Annotated in this window: 17 protein-coding genes; 5 read left to right on the forward strand and 12 right to left on the reverse strand. The window is 66.1% G+C overall.

The features are described from left to right. Positions 1–92: 92 nt before the first annotated feature. Positions 93–263: a DUF3117 domain-containing protein gene (locus IIE29_RS09720; protein WP_135538791.1), complete on the forward strand. Its 171-nt coding sequence runs from the start codon at positions 93–95 to the stop codon at positions 261–263. A gap of 79 nt (positions 264–342) precedes the next feature. On the opposite strand, the gene IIE29_RS09725 is transcribed toward IIE29_RS09720, so the two are convergent. Both IIE29_RS09725 and IIE29_RS09730 read right to left on the reverse strand, forming a co-directional pair. After that, positions 343–978: an O-methyltransferase gene (locus IIE29_RS09725; protein ID WP_209325051.1), complete on the reverse strand. Its 636-nt coding sequence runs from the start codon at positions 976–978 to the stop codon at positions 343–345. Between the two features lie 36 nt (positions 979–1,014). Next, positions 1,015–1,347, reverse strand: coding sequence for an MGMT family protein (locus IIE29_RS09730; protein ID WP_209325052.1), 333 nt, complete (start codon positions 1,345–1,347; stop codon positions 1,015–1,017). 81 nt (positions 1,348–1,428) lie between these two features. Here IIE29_RS09730 and IIE29_RS09735 point away from each other — a divergent pair, with 81 nt between their 5' ends. Then, a complete protein-coding gene (locus tag IIE29_RS09735) occupies positions 1,429–1,890 on the forward strand; it encodes a twin-arginine translocase TatA/TatE family subunit (protein ID WP_246475863.1) in 462 nt (153 codons plus the stop codon). 19 nt (positions 1,891–1,909) lie between these two features. Here the strand turns inward: IIE29_RS09735 and IIE29_RS09740 are convergent, their stop codons facing one another. From IIE29_RS09740 to IIE29_RS09755, 4 genes are all read right to left on the reverse strand, one after another. Further along, complete coding sequence (locus IIE29_RS09740; protein ID WP_209325053.1) at positions 1,910–3,385, reverse strand: polysaccharide deacetylase family protein; 1,476 nt, start codon at positions 3,383–3,385, stop codon at positions 1,910–1,912. Between the two features lie 117 nt (positions 3,386–3,502). Then, positions 3,503–4,624, reverse strand: a complete 1,122-nt coding sequence (locus tag IIE29_RS09745) for an Mrp/NBP35 family ATP-binding protein (protein WP_209325054.1) — start codon at positions 4,622–4,624, stop codon at positions 3,503–3,505. A 23-nt stretch (positions 4,625–4,647) separates the two neighbouring features. Continuing rightward, complete coding sequence (locus tag IIE29_RS09750) at positions 4,648–5,235, reverse strand: DUF1003 domain-containing protein (protein ID WP_246475864.1); 588 nt, start codon at positions 5,233–5,235, stop codon at positions 4,648–4,650. 2 nt (positions 5,236–5,237) lie between these two features. After that, positions 5,238–6,512, reverse strand: coding sequence for a magnesium transporter MgtE N-terminal domain-containing protein (locus IIE29_RS09755; RefSeq protein WP_209325055.1), 1,275 nt, complete (start codon positions 6,510–6,512; stop codon positions 5,238–5,240). Positions 6,513–6,762: 250 nt separating this feature from the next. Between IIE29_RS09755 and IIE29_RS09760 the strand changes: the two genes are divergently transcribed. After that, positions 6,763–8,685, forward strand: coding sequence for a calcineurin-like phosphoesterase C-terminal domain-containing protein (locus tag IIE29_RS09760; RefSeq protein WP_209325056.1), 1,923 nt, complete (start codon positions 6,763–6,765; stop codon positions 8,683–8,685). Here the strand turns inward: IIE29_RS09760 and IIE29_RS09765 are convergent. Beyond that, positions 8,682–9,791, reverse strand: coding sequence for a P1 family peptidase (locus IIE29_RS09765; RefSeq protein WP_209325057.1), 1,110 nt, complete (start codon positions 9,789–9,791; stop codon positions 8,682–8,684). The genes IIE29_RS09760 and IIE29_RS09765 overlap by 4 nt on opposite strands. Beyond that, on the reverse strand, positions 9,788–11,302 hold the full coding sequence (locus IIE29_RS09770; RefSeq protein ID WP_209325058.1) for an aminopeptidase P family protein: 1,515 nt from the start codon (positions 11,300–11,302) through the stop codon (positions 9,788–9,790). Before IIE29_RS09770 ends, IIE29_RS09765 begins: the two co-directional genes overlap by 4 nt. Before the next feature lie 78 nt (positions 11,303–11,380). On the opposite strand from IIE29_RS09770, the gene IIE29_RS09775 reads away from it, so the two are divergent. Then, positions 11,381–12,238, forward strand: coding sequence for a PHP domain-containing protein (locus tag IIE29_RS09775; RefSeq protein WP_209325059.1), 858 nt, complete (start codon positions 11,381–11,383; stop codon positions 12,236–12,238). Positions 12,239–12,275: 37 nt separating this feature from the next. On the opposite strand, the gene IIE29_RS09780 is transcribed toward IIE29_RS09775, so the two are convergent. Then, positions 12,276–13,469 carry an acyltransferase gene (locus IIE29_RS09780; RefSeq protein WP_281389125.1) on the reverse strand — a complete coding sequence of 398 codons (1,194 nt, stop codon included), beginning with the start codon at positions 13,467–13,469 and terminating at the stop codon, positions 12,276–12,278. 185 nt (positions 13,470–13,654) lie between these two features. After that, the gene (locus IIE29_RS09785) at positions 13,655–15,169 is read right to left on the reverse strand and encodes a DEAD/DEAH box helicase (protein ID WP_209325061.1); all 1,515 of its coding nucleotides are present in this window, start codon (positions 15,167–15,169) and stop codon (positions 13,655–13,657) included. A 61-nt stretch (positions 15,170–15,230) separates the two neighbouring features. Here IIE29_RS09785 and IIE29_RS09790 point away from each other — a divergent pair, with 61 nt between their 5' ends. Next, positions 15,231–15,863: a ferritin-like fold-containing protein gene (locus IIE29_RS09790; protein ID WP_209325062.1), complete on the forward strand. Its 633-nt coding sequence runs from the start codon at positions 15,231–15,233 to the stop codon at positions 15,861–15,863. Between the two features lie 160 nt (positions 15,864–16,023). On the opposite strand, the gene IIE29_RS09795 is transcribed toward IIE29_RS09790, so the two are convergent. Continuing rightward, entirely contained in the window at positions 16,024–16,245 is a 222-nt protein-coding gene (locus IIE29_RS09795; protein WP_209325063.1) for a DUF3107 domain-containing protein, read from the reverse strand. Between the two features lie 121 nt (positions 16,246–16,366). Beyond that, on the reverse strand, positions 16,367–16,903 hold the full coding sequence (locus tag IIE29_RS09800) for a TetR/AcrR family transcriptional regulator (RefSeq protein WP_343071862.1): 537 nt from the start codon (positions 16,901–16,903) through the stop codon (positions 16,367–16,369). Positions 16,904–16,939 lie beyond the last annotated feature (36 nt).

The raw sequence follows: 16,939 nt of genomic DNA on the forward strand, positions 1-16,939 counted from the left end.
CCGGATCGACCGGATCGTGGAATAATCGAAGAACAACATTCGGTGCACCAGGTGTGGACCGTCTTTGCATGACAACGGAAGGAAGAGCTCACATGGCAGCCCAGAAACCCCGCACCGGCGACGGACCTCTGGAAGTGACCGAAGAAGGCCGAAGCATGGTGATGCGGCTTCCTGTCGAAGGCGGAGGCAGACTGGTGATCGAGCTCAGCAGGGACGAGGCCACCGGATTGCACGACACCTTGGCTGAGACGCTGGGACTCTGAGCGGAGGGCCTGGGGACCGCGGCCGCTGAGAACCGCACGAACAGCAGAGACCGATCAGAGGTCTCTGCTGTTGTCGTATTCAGGGGGTCTTCTGGAGCAGGAGCAGGCCCTCGCCGATGGGCAGCAGCACTCGTTGGAGACCCTCCTGGCCGGCGATGCGGTTGAGCAGCCCTCTGGCCGCCTGCGTGCGCGGACTGCGGTCGACGGGATCGGCCACAGCGCCTTTGAGCAGCGTCTGGTGGATGACGAGGAGGCCGTGTGCGTCGAGCAGCCGCAGCGAAGGCTGGATCATCCGCTCGAGGTTGCTCGGCTCTGAGTCGATGAAGACCATGTCATAAGCCGCCGGAGCCAGCTTCTTGAGCACCTCCTCGGCACGCCCATTCATCAGCCGCAGCCTTCCGGGACGGATGCCGGCCATATCGACGAGGTCGCGGGCGGCGCCCTGGGCAGTGGAATTCGTGTCGATCGACGTCAGTATCCCCGCGGTGGGCATGCCGCGCAGCAGGGCCAGCGTCGACGTGCCGACGCCGGTGCCCACCTCGACCGCGGCGACCGGGGTGAGGAGTCGCGCGAGCAGGCTGAGCGTCGTCGCCGTCGTCTGGGAGACCGGCACGAGCCCGAACTCGTGTGAATGCGTGCGAGCGGCGTCGAGCAGAGGGTCGGGGCCGTTGTACTGTTCGGAGAAGGTGAGATCACCTGCATTTTCGCGTGACAATCGGCCCTCTCTTTCCGCTGATGACTGCCCCCAAGTCTAACCGCATTCGGGCTCGGTTCCGTGAGCGCGCCACAGCTCGTCGAGTTCATAGAGGTCGAGGAATGCGCTGCGATCGACACGTCGGTGCGAATGCGGTGTTCCTTCGAGGCTCCATCGGATGCGTGCCGCCGGGAGGATCCCGTCGGGCAGGACGCCCGCCGCGTTGACGACCCTCCACCAGGTGACATTGGAGCCGAACTCCTTCATCACCCGTCCGACATACCGGGGTGAGCAGCCGGCGACGGCACCTACGGTTCCGTAGGCGACGACACGGGCGGCAGGGACGAGCTCGACGATGCGCAACACCCGCTCGACCGCTATCTCATCCATCGCCGCTCCCGCCTCATGCTGTGTGCGAACCTGTGCCGACCATGAGTCGATGCTACCGCCGTGCACGGTAGACTGGGTGGCATGTTCATGGGTATCAACGGCACCGAAATGGTGATCCTGGTCGTTGTGGCCTTGGTCGTGATCGGACCCAAGCGCCTGCCCGAATATGCGCAGAAGCTGCGTGAACTCGTCCGTCAGATGCGACGAATGGCCGAAGGCGCGAAGGACAGTGTCCGCCGTGACTTCGGAGACGACTTCAAGGACGTCGACTGGCAGAAGCTCGATCCCCGCCAGTACGATCCGCGGCGGATCGTGCGTGAAGCCCTTGTCGAAGAGGACGCTGCGATCCGTGAGTCCAAGCGCCGGGAACATTCGGCGCTGGAGTCTTCGGACCCCGAGACAGATGCGGCTGATATCGAGACCTCTTCCGGGAAGACCGCTGCCGAAGTCAGGCGGGAGCAGTCGCCGATCGAACGTTTCCAGGCTCAGATCGACCTGCGGGATCCTTCCGTCGGCGCTCCGTTCGATCCCGAAGCCACCTGAGACCTCCGAGCCGGTCCCTTCAGTCCTTGTGCACCGAGGGATGCTCGGGATTCGAGCACAGTTCGTCGGCGTAGCCACGGCAGAAGTAGGAACCGCCCGGTTCCCAGTCGATGCCGTCGAAGAGCTCGCGCACCGTCACGGCGTACAGCCCTTTGTCCGCAACGGCTGCGAACACCGCCGGCGCCGCCTCGACCGTCGTGGGGTGGATGGAGTGCATGAGCACGATCGAGCCCGGGTGCGTCCTGTCCTTCACCCGTCTCACCGTCGTTCTCGGGTCCCTGTCCCGCCAATCGTCGGTATCGACATTCCAGATGATCGCAGGACGGTCGAGAACGTGCGCGGAGCGTCTGTCGAGGGCGCCGTAGGGAGGTCGGACGAGGGGCTGCGCGGTCTGCCCGACGGAGCGCAGCGACTTCTGGGTGCGATGCACCTCTCGGCGGATCTTCGCGGACTCGGTCCGATCCAATCGCGGATGCCGATAGGTGTGGCTGTCGACCTCGTGTCCGGCCGCGACGATGCGTTCTGCTGTGTGCGGGTACTCGTCGATGTTCCGGCCCAGAAGGAAATAGGTGAGCCGGATGTCCGCGGCGTCCGCAGCATCGAGCAGCGCCTGTTCGGTGCTCGCTCGTCCGGGACCATCGTCATAGGTCAGCGCCACGCAGGGCAGCAGGGCGCAGGAGAAGTCCGGCGACCGCCGGTCGCCCGGTTGTGGAAGTTCGAGCGAGGTGCGCAGAGCCGCGGACACGGACCTCCCCAGATCCGAGAGGAGCCCGTCTTCGACCGTCTCGCCCTGGACGGTCAGGGCACCGGTGGCGTTGACCGAGATCTCAGCGGGGTCGATGCGCATCGAAAACAGCTTCTGCGCATCGACCGTGGTATCGGCTTCGAGATCGGTGAGCAGAACCTCCGTCCGCGGGCGAGGTGACCGCTGCCGCAGCGCTGTGACGATGTAGCGGCCGCCGGAGGTGAGAACCGTGCTGGCGATGTCGATGGTGCGGCGCTCAGGCGCGCGCTCGGACAGTGGCTCGTCCTCGCGGGTCCGAACTTCGGAGGCTGCGCCGACAGCCGGAGCCGCCGGGGAGGCTGAGATGGGCGGATTGAAACTCGTTGTCGGCCACCGGTGGACCGGGGCCGTCTGCGGGGGATCGAAGGCGGCGCGGCCGGCGAATCCGCCGGATCCTTCGACCGCGGTCAGCAGCTTCGACTCGATTGCCGAGTTCAGCGACGGTGCTCCGGGCAGGCCGAAGACATGGACATTCATCCTCGGCGTCCTCTTCTCGGCCACGACGGCATAGCTGCGCATCGCAGCCGACAGCTGGGCGCGGTTCGCCTCGGCGATGGCTCTGTCGGCGGAGGAGGGTGCGCCGTCGGCAGGCTCACTCGGTCGGTGCAGGGAGACGATGCTGCCGGCGAGCAGGATGAGGACGATCAGGGCATCGGCGAAGACGAACACGGTGTAGACGATGGTGTCTCGTCGGTCGAGGGAGAACGCCAAGGGCAGAGATCCTTGTCAGCAGCGCACGGGGATGGGGATCGGGGTGGGGGAGGGCTCCGTCGTGGCCGTGCCGTGGTCAGCGAGCCGAGCCCGACAGCGCATTCGACGCATTGCGGATCAGACCGGGCTGAGTCCCAGGGACCGTCCGGACAGGCCGCGCGAGCGCTTGCGCAGGGATTCGGCCAAGATATCGAATGCCTGCGCCGCCGGAGAGTCGGGGTTGCCGAGCACTACCGGCGTGCCTGAATCCGAGCCTTCCCGCAGACGCGTGTCGAGGGGGATCTGAGCCAGCAGCGGCACCTCGTGCTCCAGGGTGGCGGACAGGTTCTCGGCCACGCTGGCACCGCCGCCGGAGCCGAAGACCTCCATACGGGTGCCATCGGGCATGTCCATCCAGGACATGTTCTCGATGACCCCGGACAGCCTCTGCTTCGTCTGTGTGGCGATCGATCCGGCGCGTTCGGCGACCTGGGCCGCAGCCGACTGCGGTGTGGTCACGACGAGCAGCTCCGAGCCGGGCAGCAGCTGCGCCACGGAGATCGCGATGTCACCGGTGCCGGGCGGCAGATCGAGCAGCAGGACATCGAGATCGCCCCAGAAGACGTCGGTGAGGAACTGCTGGAGTGCGCGGTGGAGCATCGGACCGCGCCACACCACGGCTTGGCTCGGCGGGACGAACATGCCGATGCTCATCACCTTCACGTCGTGGGCGATCTGCGGCAGGATCATATCGTCGACCCGGGTCGGTTTCCCCGACAGACCGAGCATGCCCGGGATCGAGAATCCGTAGATGTCGGCATCGACGACACCGACGCGCAGTCCCTTGGCCGCCAGCGAGACAGCGAGGTTCGCGGTCACCGAGGATTTGCCGACCCCGCCCTTGCCGGAGGCGACTGCGTAGACCTTGGTGAGCGAATCGGGACGATTGAACGGGATCTCGCGCGTGCCGCTGCCCTGCAGCTTCTCCTTCATCGCCTTCCGCTGCTCGGGTGTCATCGTGCCCAGGACCACGGAGACCTCGGTGACACCTTCGACACGGGAGACCGCAGCCTTCGTGTCCCTCGTGATCGTGTCCTTGAGCGGGCACCCGGTGATTGTGAGCAGAACCGTGACGGTGACCTTCCCACCGTCGATGCTGATGTCGTCGACCATATCGAGTTCGACGATATTGCGGCGGATCTCCGGGTCGATGACGCCGGTCAATGCCTCTGTCACTGTCTCCACATCGGGACCAGTCATGCCCACGTCCTTTCCTCCCCGGCTCAGCGCTCCCGGGGCTTCAACCCTACATCTTCGGGCTCAGCGCCGTCATCCTTTCCGACGCTGCCGCCCTGGGTCTCCTGCGGCTCCGTCGCGGTCCGTCCGGCCTCAGGCTTCGCCTCCTCCTCGAGCTCCTTGAGCAGATCCTTGAGCTCCGAGCGAATGAAGTCTCGCGTGGCGACCTCGCGCATCGCGATGCGCAGTGCCGCCACCTCCCTGGCCAGGTACTCGGTGTCGGCGAGGTTGCGTTCGGCGCGCTGCCGATCGTGCTCGAATTCGACGCGGTCACGATCGGTGCTGCGATTCTCCGCGAGCAGGATCAGCGGCGCAGCGTATGACGCCTGCAGCGACAGGATGAGTGTGAGCAGAGTGAAGTTCAGCGACCGGGGGTCGAACTGCCACGCTTCGGGCAGCAGAGTGTTCCACAGAAGCCACACCGTGCAGAAGACCGTCATGCCAACGAGGAAAGCCGGGGTGCCCATGAAACGGGCGAACGCTTCGGCGCCGCGACCGAAGGCCTCGGGGGAGACGGCGAAGCTGGGCAGTCTGCGCTTGCTCGACCGTGGGATCTCGAAATCGTCGACTGCCATGCCTACCCCCTTCTGGGATCGTCTCGACCGGTGGTGCGCCAGTCCTCGGGAAGCAGCTCGTCGAGGACGTCATCGACGGTGACCACACCGACGAGGCGGTCGTTCTCGTCGGTGATCGGCACCGACACCAGATTGTACGCGGCCAGCAGCTTCGCGACCTCTCCCAGAGCAGTGTCCGGAGACAGGGGCTCGACCTCGGTGTCGAGCATGATGCCGAGGGCCTCGTGGGGAGGGTGGCGGAGCATCTCCTGGATGTGGACGAGACCGAGGTACTTTCCGGTCGGAGTCTCCACCGGCTGTCGGCAGACGAAGACCGCCGCGGCCAATGCCGCGGGCAGATCCTCCCTGCGCACATGCGCCAATGCCTCGGCCACCGTGGCCTCAGGAGTGAGGATCACCGGCTCGGTGGTCATCAGTCCGCCGGCGGTGTCATCGTCATAGGCCAGCAGGGTGCGCACGTCCTCTGCCTCGTCGGGCTCCATCATCGCGAGGAATCTCTCGGCCTGCTCGTCGCTGAGCTCACCGAGGAGATCGGCCGCGTCATCGGGTTCCATCTCCTCGAGCACGGTCACGGCGCGTTCGGTCTCGAGGCCGGTGAGAACCTCGATCTGCGTCTCCGCCGGCAGCTCCTCCACGACATCTGCGAGGCGCTCGTCGTCGAGGGCCCGCGCCACCTGAAGCCGCCTGGCCGAGTTCATCTCGAAGAGCACATCGGCGAGGTCGGCGGGTTTCGTGTCCTGATAGGCGGCGATGAGCTGGGTGGCCTCCTGGTCGACCTCGGAGTCGGCCGGATGGTCGGCGTCGGTCCAATCGATCTGCTTCGTCTCGCCGCGGCGGCGGAAGGCCGCGAAGGCGCTTCGTTCGGGAACCCGACGCACGAAGAGGCGGGTGACCTCCCAGTCCTTGTTCACCTGCTGCTCGATCCCCACATCCTCGACGAGGATGGGCGAATCGTCCTCCCGCAGACGCAGTCGACGGTCGAGGAGATCGTTGATGACGAGAGTCTCCGACTGGCGCTGTTCGAAGCGACGCATATTCACCAGACCGGTGGTGATGACCTGGCCGGAGTCGATCGCGGTGACCCGGCCCATCGGGACGAAGACGCGCCGTCTGCCCGGAACCTCGACGACGAGGCCGATCACCCGGGGGAACTGGCGCATGGTCGCCCGATAGACGATGACGGCATCGCGGACCCGCCCGACCTGATCTCCGAGAGGGTCGAAGACGGGGGCGGAGACCAGCCGGGCGACGAAGACTCTTTTCGGTGGACCACTCATGATCTCAGACTACGTGGTGGCCGTGCGTCTGCGGGCCGCAGCCGCCGAATTCGACGCAGATCACAGCTGACGGCCATCGACGATGGCCAGACCGCCGGCAGCGCGGGAGGCAGCGGCCGGGGCATGAGCCCGGCAACCCGGTTCGACGGCGATTCATCAAGCCGTCCTGATGGCTTCACCTCGGCGTCGCTCGGTCTCCCTAGCGTCGTGACTCGGCAGATGCAGCCACAGTCGAATACAGGAGACATCCATGCACGCACGACGAATCCATCCCCGTACAGCCGTCGCAGGTCTGGGGGCCTGCGCCGCGCTCTCGCTCTTCGCCCCGCTGCTCTCACCCACAGCGGCGGTGGCATCCGAGGCGCCGGCCGAACTCTACCGAGGACATGTGCAGGTCGACCGGGGGCAAGCGGCCGATCCGGAGCAATTCACCGGCCAGGTCTTCGACGATGTCAATGAGAACTCGAAACTCGACGGCGACGAACGCGGCATCCCCGGGGTCGCAGTGTCCAATGGGGTCGACGTCGTTCAGACCGACGGAGCCGGTCGCTACTCGCTGCCGGTGCGCGAGAACATGACCGTCTCCGTCACCCAGCCCGCAGGTTGGCAGGTCCCCGTCGACGAGGACAAGGTCGCGCAGTTCAGCTACAACCATCTGCCGGAAGGCTCCGGGGACCTCAAGTACGGCGGAATCGAACCGACGGGCCCGACCCCGAAGGCCGTGAATTTCCCGATGATCGAGTCCCAGGCCTCGGCGGAATCGGAGCAGAATTGCCCGATCGCCTCCGACACGCAGACCTATGACCGGACCGAGGTCGGCTATGCCCGCGATGGTGCTGTCGGAGACCTGGCCGATCGTGATGACTACGGCGCCTGCGGCGTGCTGCTGCTGGGCGACAATGTGGGCGATGACCTCAGCCTCAACGATGAACTGCGTGACATCTACTCGCAGATGAACGGTCCCGTCCGGGTCGCGCCCGGCAACCACGACCAGGACTACGACGCCGTCGACGACTCCCATGCTCTCGACACGTTCCGCGACCAGTTCGGTCCGGCCCACTTCTCCTATGACGTCGGCAAGACCCATTTCGTGGTCCTCGACAGCATCGAATACGAGGGCAGGGCGAATCAGAAGAAGTACAAGGAGAAGATCACTGAGGAACAGCTGACCTGGCTGGAGAACGATCTGAAGAACGTCCCGAAGAACGCCCACGTCGTCATCGCCACGCATGCGCCGATCCTCACCCACCGCGAGGTCGTGGTCGACAACGCCGAGGACTTCTACGATGTCATCGCCGACTATCCGAACACAGTGACCGTGGGCGGTCACACGCACACTCAGGAGAATCTCGTGGCCGGAGAGAGGCGCGAGGAATGGACCGACGCCGGGATCGACGAGCTCTCCCACACCCAGATCGTGGCCGGTGCGGTCTCCGGCGACTGGTACTCCGGAGGCCTGAATGCCGACGGACTGCCGTACGCTTTCACTTCGGACGCTTCGGAGCCCGGTGTCCTCACGCTCGAGTTCGACGGTGCTGCGCGCAGCGAACGCTACACCGTCCGCAACGAGTCCGATGACCATCAGCTGCTGCTCGGCGTGAACTCACCGCAGTGGCGCGACTGGGCGCAGAAAGCTCAGGAATGGCAGGACGCGGACAAGACCGGTCCGGCCCCGGAGCCGATCTCGGAGCGAGTCGTCACGCGGAAGGACCTCGAACGAGGCGACACCTGCCTGACCTCGAGCTTCCTGGCGGGAACCTCGGACGCCCGAGTCGAGGTCAGCTTCGACGGCAAGAGGCCGGACCAGGCAGAGCATACGCAGCCCGGCAGGGGAGAGGAACTGGCCGAGGGCTGGGAGTACACCGACCCGTACACGGCTTCGCAGAACCTGCGCACCTCCGGCAGCGTCGGGCAGTCGAGCTCCCACCTGTGGCGAGCCGAGATCCCCTCGGACCTCGACCTGGGGACCCACACCGCCGAGGTGACTGCAACCGACCGCTACGGCCGTGAGTTCACTCAGACCGTCCGGTTCACCGTGGTCGAGGACGAGGCGCAGGCCAGCAGCGAATCGCAGAAGCTGCTGCGCGGCGACGGCTTCGACCTGCACCAGGAGAAGAAGGTCACCGGAGACGACCGCAGGGGACTGGACTCCGAAGAGGCCCGCAGCAGCTAAGACAGGGCGGTGAATGCCCGGACGAAGTCGGGTGAGACGGCGCCGAGAGTCGGCGGCTGCCCCCATCCGGCTTCGTCCGGCGCTGCCGCGGCATGGGCGTCGAGGATCGCCAGGCTCAGAGCATCGGCTGCCGCGGCAGTGATGGCGACGAGCTCCCGGGTGGAGTGATCGAAGCCTTCGGGCAGCGCCCGTGACCCGGTGGCGATGCCGAAGACCGTGTCACCGTCATAGAGGGTGTGCGAGGGCTGCACGGCACGAGCGATGCCCGCATGCGCCCCCGCCGCCATGCGAGTGACCTCCGCCGAATCCAGCGCCGCATCGGTGGCGACGACCGCGATCGTCGTATTCTTCGCAGCGGTGCCCGGACCGGGCGCCGCTGGCAGGCCGGTCACAGCCGGCAGATCGAGGCCGTAGGAGCGCAGCAGCGGGTCCAGCCACAATCCTCCGGTCGGAGTGCCGATCGTGCCCATGGAGTTCGCCGCGACCAGGGCCGCGACCGTGACTCCGCTGGGCAGACGGATCGCGAAGGAGCCGAGCCCGCTGCGCAGGGTCTGGAAGCCCGAACGCGCTCCGAGGCCCGCCCCGAGGCTGCCCCTGGGCACCACCTCGGCGCCGGTGTCTCCGCCATCCCCGGACAGCGCTGCACGTGCGGCCAGAGACCCTTCCTCCGGGGTGGGCGGGGCCACGGAGCCGTCACCGCGACCGAGATCGAAGATCGCGGCCGCGGGAACCAGCGGAATGACCGTGTCGTCCAGCCCCGGGGCGGGGAAACCACGGCCTGCCTCGGCGAGAGCCGTGACGACTCCGCTGACGGAGGCTAGTCCGAGTGCGGACCCGCCCGTGAGAACGATGGCGTCGGCGCCGTAGGAATGCGTGCCGGGCGCGATGACATCGGTCTCGTGGGTGGCCGGTCCGCCTCCGCGGACATCGACGCCGACGGTCGATCCCGGGGGAGGCAGCACCACGCTGAGGCCGGTCAGCCGATGTCGGGAGAACTCTCCGGCGTGACCGAGACCGATCCCCGGGACCTCGAGGATCCCACGGCCGCGGACCGGGCCGGCGCTCCTCTCAGCTGCCGACCCGGCGTCGTGGCCGCTGTCGATCATCGGCCCTGCACCCAGGCCTCGACCTCCGCGCGGGTGCGGGGGAAGCCGGCGGAGAGATTCTCCACTCCTTCGACGGTGACGAGCACATCGTCCTCGATGCGCACACCGTTGCCGCGGAACTCCTCCGGCAGGAGCAGATCATCGGACTTGAAGTACAGTCCGGGTTCGATGGTGAAGACCATCCCCGGCTCGAGCTGAGCATCGAGGTACATCTCCGCCCTGGCCTGCGCACAGTCATGGACGTCGAGACCGAGATGGTGGCTGGTGCCGTGCACCATCCACCTGCGGTGCTGCTGACCCTCGGGCGAGAGCGATTCCGCGGCGGCGACGGGCAGGACGCCGAACTCCTCGAGTCGTTCGGCGATGACTTCCATGGCCGCCTCGTGGACCTCCCTGAACTTCACCGGCCGGTTGACGTGGTCGGCGGCGACGGCGAAGGCGGCATCGGAGGCCGCGAGCACGGCATCGTAGATCTTCGCCTGCACCTCGGTGAAGGTGCCGGACACCGGCAGGGTGCGGGTGATGTCCGCAGTGTAGAGCGAGTCGGCTTCTGCGCCGGCGTCGACGAGCACGAGGTCGCCGTCCCTGACCTGACCGTCGTTGCGGATCCAGTGCAGAGTGCAGGCGTTGTTGCCCGATGCCGCGATCGTGTCGTAGCCGACCCCGTTGCCGTCGGAGCGGGCGGCGGTCTCGAAGGCGGTTTCGATGACGCGTTCTCCACGACGGTGTCTGACCGCCTGCGGCAGAGAGGCGACGACGTTGTCGAAGCCGGCACGGGTGATGGCGACCGCTTCGCGCAGAGCAGCGATCTCGTGGTCGTCCTTGATCAGGCGCAGCTCGGAGAGAGTCTGCGCCAGTTCTGCGTCCCCGGCCTCAGAAGTCTCGAGGTCGGCCTGGACCTGGGTCCGGGCGAGGTCGATGACTCCGTCGATGCGGGAATCTGCTTGGCGCACGAGACGCACGGAGATGGCCCCGAGGTCCTTGGTGATGGCGTCGTCGACGATGGCGGAGTTCTCCGTGGCGATGCCGGTCATGGTCGACATGGCCGCGAGGTCCGCTCGCGGGCCGACCCAGTATTCGCCGTAGCGGGAGTCGGAGAAGAACTCTTCGGTGTCGGCACCGGCACGGGGGCGGAAGTACAGAGTCACCTCGTGGCCGTCGTCGGAGGGTTCGAAGACGAGGACGGCGTCGGGTTCGGAATCGGCCTCGAGACCGGTCAGGTGGATGAAAGCCGAATGCGCCCGGAAACGGTAGTCGGTGTCGTTCGACCGGACCTTGAGCCCGCCGGCCGGAACGACGAGCCGTTCTCCGGGGAAGGCGGCAGAGACCTGGGCACGGCGTGCGGGAGTGAATCCGGCGGCGGCGAGGGCTTCGGCATTGAGCGGGGTGCGATCCCACCCGGAGGCGACGAAATCGCGGAAGGCCTGAGAATTCGGGCGGTGTGAGCGGTTGTTGACGCGGTCTGCGAGTGCCTGAGTCGTGTCTGGTGTGTCTGAGTTCTGCTCTGTCATGCTCCCAGTCTAGGCGGCCCGGCTGACTCGGGGTCCGCATGGGGAAGACGGAACGACAGATGCAGATAGACTGTGACCATGGTCATCGATCTCCATGTGCACACCGCATTCTCGGACGGGACCCAGACTCCTTCCGAACTCATCTCCGAAGCCTCGATGGAAGGCATCGACGTCGTCGGCATCACGGACCACGACACCACGGCGGGTTGGACGCTGGCAGAGGACGCCGCACGGGTCTACGGCCTCGGACTCGTCCGCGGCATGGAGATCTCCTGTCGGTACGAGGGCATCAGCGTGCACCTGCTGTCCTACCTCCACGACCCCTACGACACGGGACTGGCCGAGGTCGTGCAGGAGACCAGGCGGGCGCGCCTGCACCGCACGCACCTCATCATCGAGCGCCTGGCCGAGGACTATCCGATCGACATGGACGCGGTGCTCTCGGTCTCCGGTGAGGACGCCACGATCGGACGTCCGCACATCGCCGACGCCCTCGTGGCGGCCGGTGTCGTCGAGACCCGCACGGAGGCCTTCTCCTCGATCCTGTCCAGTCGCGGCAAGTACCATGTGGCGTTGCCGACGATCGACCCGATCACCGCGATCGGGCTCATCCGCGAAGCCGGCGGAGTCTCGGTCTTCGCCCATCCGCGCGCGGCCATGCGCGGACGTGTCGTCCCCGATTCCGCGATGACGGAGTTCATCGCCGCCGGCCTCGACGGTCTCGAGGTCGACCATCGGGACAATCCTCCGCAGGAACGGGAATCCATGCGCAGGCTCGCCCATGAGCACGATCTCATCATCACCGGCTCGAGCGACTATCACGGGACGGGGAAACCCAATCGCCTCGGCGAACACGTCACCACCGAGCACATGCTCGCCCGGCTGCTCGACCGTGCCGCTTCCCGGCCCAGGGGAGTCGACTTCATCCAAGGCTGATGACTCAGGCGCCTCGGCCCCTGCCGAGACAGCATGCTCAGCCGAGAATCCTGCGCAGGCGCAGCCTGCCCCACGCGAAGCTGAGTGCATAGGATGCTGCGGCCATGGCGGCGAGGAGACCCAGATACTGGACGACGAGAAGCGCCGGTCCGGCCTCGACGTCGAAGAGCTGCTCGAAGAAGAGTTCGAGGAAGAACACATGGACCAGGAACGCGCCGAACGAGGCCGAAGCGAGGCGGGTGAACACTCTCTTCGACCGGTTGCCGAGGCGGAGGCGGGAGACGATGAGGATCACGCTGAGCGCGAGACCGACGATGAGGGGGTTCGCGTTCTCGATCGGATAGGACTTCCGAGACTCCCACCACAGCACGCCGAGGGCGGAGACAGCGAAGAGCAGGCACAGGGACCAGAGAGGCGGGCGCAGCTCGGCGGCGTGATGGATGACGAAGGCGCCGATGACGAAGTAGACGACCTGATAGGTCGCGAATCCCCATTTCCACGCGGTCTGCTCGGAGCCGAGGGCCTCGAGTACGAAGGGGGCCCAGACGGTCGATCCGGCGAGGACGAGGGCAAGCGCTGCCAGCCTCCACGGACGCAGGCCCTTCCAGAACAGGACCAGTGTGCCGAACACGAGGATGAGCGGGATGTACGCATAGAGGTACCACAGGTGGAAACCGGGCCGGCCGGCCTCGAGGAGGCTGCGCACGAGGTCGTGGCGGACGTTGACCTCATCGGAGTCGAAGAGGTTGAAGCCGAGGACGAAGATGATCGACCATGCGCCCAGCGGCACGAGGTGACGGACGATCCGATCCCACATCTTCGCCTCGGTGCGCGGAGGTGCTCCTGCGAGCACGGCCCAACCGGCGATCATGAAGAACATGGGCACAGCCCAGGGGTTGACCGCCTCGGCGAGGTGTCCGAGCCACCAGGCGTCACTGCCCTCCTCGGCGCGGCCGATGAGCACTCCTCCGGAATGGCCGACCATGACGGTCAGTCCGGCGAGGACGCGCATGACGTCGACATCGTAACGATGTCCCCTCCCATTCCCAGCGCTGCCTGCCGATGTTCGGGGCGGAGTCGTTTCCGCGCGGGCCTCCGATGCCGGTGGCGACTGCCTCGGCAGGGGTTCCCCGGTGGGGGCGAAGTCGACCCGGGTGGGTGCTGCGGGGGACTGTTCGTCCAACCGGCGTGAACCGAACAATGACTCACTCTCGTTCGTACTCGATGACATTGCGTCCGGTCAGTATCGGAGACCGAATTGAACGGCATCGGGGGTCGAATTGAACACAGAGTGAACGCAGGGCCCCGACCGTGCGGTCGGGGCCCTGCGGGACGGATCGGGGCTCACCCGGCATCGAGGCTCACCCGGGGGCGGGGCTCACCAGGTGGTGGGGGGCGTGGCGTGGCGCGAGCTGATCAGTCCTCGCTCGCTCCGCTCGTCGGACGGCCGCCCTGAGGCCGATTGACCGGCTTGCCCCCGCGAGTGCGGCGGCGCTGACGCTGACGACGCGGCTTCCGTTCCCCGTCACCGGAACCGGCGGACGAGCTGCGCCCATCGGAGGGCCCGCCTCGGCGCTCATCGGAGCCTCTCCGGCCGGAACCGCGTCTGCGATCGGAGCTGCGGCTCTTCCTCTCGCTGCTCGCTTCGTCCTCGCCCTCGGCATGCTGGCGTGGAAGACGCCCCTTGGTGCCCTTCGGGATGCCGAGGTCGGAGAAGAAGTGCGGCGAGGTCGAGTAGGTCTCTGCGGGTTCGTCGAAGTCGAGGCCGAGCGCTTTGTTGATGAGCCGCCAGCGCGGCATGTCGTCCCAGTCGACCAGGGTCATGGCGACACCCGAGTTGCCGGCGCGGCCGGTGCGCCCGATCCGGTGGACGTAGGTCTTCTCGTCTTCGGGGCACTGGTAGTTGACCACGTGCGTGACATCGTCGATGTCGATACCGCGAGCGGCGACATCGGTGGCTACGAGCACGTCCACCTTGCCCTCGCGGAAGGACTTCAGCGCCTTCTCGCGCTGGGCCTGACCGAGATCGCCGTGCAGAGCCCGGACGGCGAAACCGCGATCGCCGAGTTCGGCAGCCAGCTTGTCGGCGGTGCGTTTGGTGCGGGTGAAGATGATGGTGCGCCCGCGTCCCTCGGCCTGGAGCATGCGGGCGACGAGTTCGCTCTTGTCCATCGAATGGGCACGGTAGACGAACTGTGTGGTGTTCTTGCCCATCAGAGACAGGTCCTCATGGTCCTGTGCCCGGATGTGCGTGGGGTGATTCATGTAGCGGCGAGCCAGGGTGATGACCGCCCCGGGCATGGTCGCCGAGAACAGCATCGTCTGACGGTGGGCGGGCACCGCATTGATGATCTTCTCGACATCGGGCAGGAACCCGAGATCGAGCATCTCATCGGCCTCGTCGAGGACGACGGTGCGGACCCGATGGAGCTTGAGGATCTTCCGCCCGTAGAGGTCGAGCAGCCGACCCGGGGTCCCGACCACGACGTCGACGCCGGCCTTGAGGCGGCTGATCTGCGGGTCGAAGTCCATGCCGCCGTAGATCGTCATGATGTCGATATCGCGCTGCACGGAGGCGGTGACGAGATCGGCCGCGACCTGCTTGGCGAGCTCACGGGTGGGCACGACGACGAGAGCCTGCGGCAGGCGGATCTCCTCGGTGTCGGCCCGGCTGTCGGGAGTCGACTCCGGATCGGAGGTCACCGACGAGTCCTCCGTCTTGCCGACGACACGCTGGAGCAGAGGGATGCCGAAGCCCAGGGTCTTGCCGGTGCCGGTCTTCGCCTGCCCGATGATATCGGCGCCCGAGAGGGCCACCGGCAGCGTCAGCGCCTGAATGGGGAAGGGATGAGTGATCCCTGCTGCGGCCAGCGAGGCCACGATCGGTCCGGCGACTCCCAGCTCTGCGAAATCCGCTTCTGTCTCCGCCATATTCCAAACTCCTTTTAGCGCATGTGCGCTTGTCATGGCTCAGAACCGGTAGTCTTGAGCTATGCCCGATTCTGTCCCATTGGCTGTGAATGATGCTGCGACGCTCGCACTTCTGGCGTTCGGCGAGCTGACCGGTTTCGAACGTATGGCCACCAACGCGACGACCGCAGCGGATCTGGATGACAAGGTCATCCTGGCGCGGTTGGCCTCTCATTCATTCGCGAACTTCGAACAGCTCTCACAGCACATCGATCAGATGGGCCAGGATGTGATCGAGCTCTGTCAGCACTTCGAGCCGACCTTCAGCACTCTGGCTGAAAGGACTCGTCCTCGCGACTGGTACGAAAGCCTCATGAAGGGATTCGTCTTCGACGGAATCATGAGTGATTTCTACCGCACGGCTGTGGACGAACTCGCGGAGCCCGGATACAGCCTGGCTATTGCAATTCTCGATGATACACGGGCCAGCGATTATGCGCGCAATCGTCTGACCTCCGAGGTGGCCGAGGACACACAGCTGGCATCGCGTCTGGCGCTGTGGGGGCGCAAGCTCGTCGCCGAGACTCTCGGTCGGGCTCGCAGCCTGCTCACCGATCCGATCCTCGGCATCGACGAAGACCTCGTGGTCGAGATGATCCCCTCGGTGACCTCGAACCATTCGAAGCGGATGTCAGCCGTCGGCCTCGTCGCCTGACCTCGTCGCAGCCGGGCGCCCCGACCGGCACCGGAGTCGGCGGAAAGCGATGACCGCGCGGACAGCGAAGGGCCCCGGTCACGACCGGGGCCCTTCGCTGACTGTCTTCATTTCCTCCCGACCGTCTCGTCGCTGCGAGGAGAGCGGTGGGATCTGCCGCTCAGGCGCTGAAGCCGACGCGACGAGCGGTTTCGGCACCGATCTCGACATAGCCGAGAGATCCGGCGGGAACGAAGATCTGACGTCCCTTCGTGTCGGTGAACGTCAGCAGCCCTTCGGACTGGATCTTCTCCTCGATTCGCGCGGCAAGCGCCTTCGCGTCCTCGTCGGTCTCGAGAGTGATCTCCCGCTGAGTCTGCTTGACGCCGATCTTGATTTCCATGGTGCTCCTTGTGCGGATCCTAGGTGGCAGATGATGGACTGGTCTGTGTTCAGCTTAACGTCAGTTCACGGGAGTTTTCTTCCCGTCGGATTCAGCTCTGGGCTGATGCGGAGGCGACTGCTCAGCGCTGGGAGAAGGACCGCAGTCCGCCCCAGCTCATCTGAGTCAGCAGTGACACGGCGGAATCGACATCGACCCCCCGATGCGAGTCGAGCTGTTTGACCACGACTTCGGCGGTGCCGATGAGTGCTCGGCAGAGCAGCTGGGCCTCGTCGTCGTTGAGGCGCGTGAAGTTCTGCAGCGCCGAGACCACGCGGGCGGCCGAACGCTCACGCAGGGCGCGCAGCTTCTGCTCGGCCTTCGGCTCGTAGACATCCGAGTTGAAGATGATGACGAACTCTTCACGGTGGGAGACGACGAAATCGAAATAGGCGCGGTAGGTGGCGCGGACCTGCTCGTGCGGATCGGACGTCGAACCCAGCGCCTCCGCCAGACGGGAGTCGAGGTGTGCGGCCGAGGAGTCGATGAGCGCGAGATACAGATCCTGTTTGGAATCGAAGTGCTGATAGAGCACGGGTTTGGACACGCCGGCGGCCTCGGCGATCATGTCCATCGAGGTCGTCCGATATCCACGGGTAGCGAAGACGGAGCGTGCCACTGACACCAATTGGTCGCGGCGTTGGTCACGGGGCAA

The organism is Brevibacterium renqingii, assembly GCF_017808095.1.
In the GTDB taxonomy this organism is placed as follows: Bacteria; Actinomycetota; Actinomycetes; order Actinomycetales; family Brevibacteriaceae; genus Brevibacterium; species Brevibacterium renqingii.

Bases quoted from the DNA above. Each gene is read 5' to 3' on its own strand.
- IIE29_RS09785 (WP_209325061.1), bottom strand. From the start codon at position 15,169: ATGGCGGAGACAGAAGCGGATTTCGCAGAGCTGGGAGTCGCCGGACCG.
- IIE29_RS09765 (WP_209325057.1), bottom strand. From the start codon at position 9,791: ATGATCGACAGCGGCCACGACGCCGGGTCGGCAGCTGAGAGGAGCGCC.
- IIE29_RS09755 (WP_209325055.1), bottom strand. From the start codon at position 6,512: ATGAGTGGTCCACCGAAAAGAGTCTTCGTCGCCCGGCTGGTCTCCGCC.
- IIE29_RS09730 (WP_209325052.1), bottom strand. From the start codon at position 1,347: ATGGATGAGATAGCGGTCGAGCGGGTGTTGCGCATCGTCGAGCTCGTC.
- IIE29_RS09795 (WP_209325063.1), bottom strand. From the start codon at position 16,245: ATGGAAATCAAGATCGGCGTCAAGCAGACTCAGCGGGAGATCACTCTC.
- IIE29_RS09775 (WP_209325059.1), top strand. From the start codon at position 11,381: ATGGTCATCGATCTCCATGTGCACACCGCATTCTCGGACGGGACCCAG.
- IIE29_RS09770 (WP_209325058.1), bottom strand. From the start codon at position 11,302: ATGACAGAGCAGAACTCAGACACACCAGACACGACTCAGGCACTCGCA.
- IIE29_RS09750 (WP_246475864.1), bottom strand. From the start codon at position 5,235: ATGGCAGTCGACGATTTCGAGATCCCACGGTCGAGCAAGCGCAGACTG.
- IIE29_RS09735 (WP_246475863.1), top strand. From the start codon at position 1,429: ATGTTCATGGGTATCAACGGCACCGAAATGGTGATCCTGGTCGTTGTG.
- IIE29_RS09745 (WP_209325054.1), bottom strand. From the start codon at position 4,624: ATGACTGGTCCCGATGTGGAGACAGTGACAGAGGCATTGACCGGCGTC.
- IIE29_RS09760 (WP_209325056.1), top strand. From the start codon at position 6,763: ATGCACGCACGACGAATCCATCCCCGTACAGCCGTCGCAGGTCTGGGG.
- IIE29_RS09790 (WP_209325062.1), top strand. From the start codon at position 15,231: ATGCCCGATTCTGTCCCATTGGCTGTGAATGATGCTGCGACGCTCGCA.
- IIE29_RS09780 (WP_281389125.1), bottom strand. From the start codon at position 13,469: ATGTCATCGAGTACGAACGAGAGTGAGTCATTGTTCGGTTCACGCCGG.
- IIE29_RS09720 (WP_135538791.1), top strand. From the start codon at position 93: ATGGCAGCCCAGAAACCCCGCACCGGCGACGGACCTCTGGAAGTGACC.